General features: G+C 82.1%; 1 pseudogene. It reads left to right on the forward strand.

What is annotated here, in order from left to right:
* Nucleotides 1–484, forward strand: a pseudogene (locus AMK27_RS40850) (primosome assembly protein PriA); the annotation flags it as partial.
* Between the last annotated feature and the right edge of the window lie 126 nt (nucleotides 485–610).

The raw sequence follows: 610 nt of genomic DNA on the forward strand, positions 1-610 counted from the left end.
CGAGGAGGCCCTGCGCCGCTGGATCGACGCGGCCTCGCTCGTCCGGGGACAGCCCGAGGGCGGCACCGTGGTCGTGGTCGCCGAGCCGACGCTCCGGCCCGTCCAGGCCCTCGTCCGCTGGGACCCGGTCGGACACGCGCAGCGCGAGCTGGCCGAACGGGCCGAGCTGGGCTTTCCGCCGGTCTCCCGGATGGCCGCGGTCACGGGTCCGCCGGAGGCCGTCGAAGGCCTGCTCGCGTCGGCGGGGCTGCCCGCCGACGCCGAGGTGCTGGGCCCGGTGCCGCTGCCGGTGGTCCGCCCCGGGGGCCCCCGGCGACCGGGCGATCCGCCGCCGGGCGAGCAGTGGGAGCGGGCCCTGGTCCGGGTCCCGCCGGGCAGCGGCGCGGCGCTGGCGACCGCGCTGAAGCAGGCCAGGGCGGCGCGGATGACACGGGGCGGCGGAGACCCGGTGCGGATCCGGGTGGACCCGCCGGACATCGGCTGACGGGTCGCGGCCCCGTGGCCGTCCCGCCGGCCGGCCTGCCGCCGCTGCGGGAGGCCGAGCGGGCGGGCGGGCGGAGCCCGGGGGCCGGCCGCGCCCGGGCCTGGCGCGGGCGGGAGCTCCGGGGTC

This window comes from Streptomyces sp. CB02009, from assembly GCF_001905825.1.
Lineage (GTDB): Bacteria > Actinomycetota > Actinomycetes > Streptomycetales > Streptomycetaceae > Streptomyces.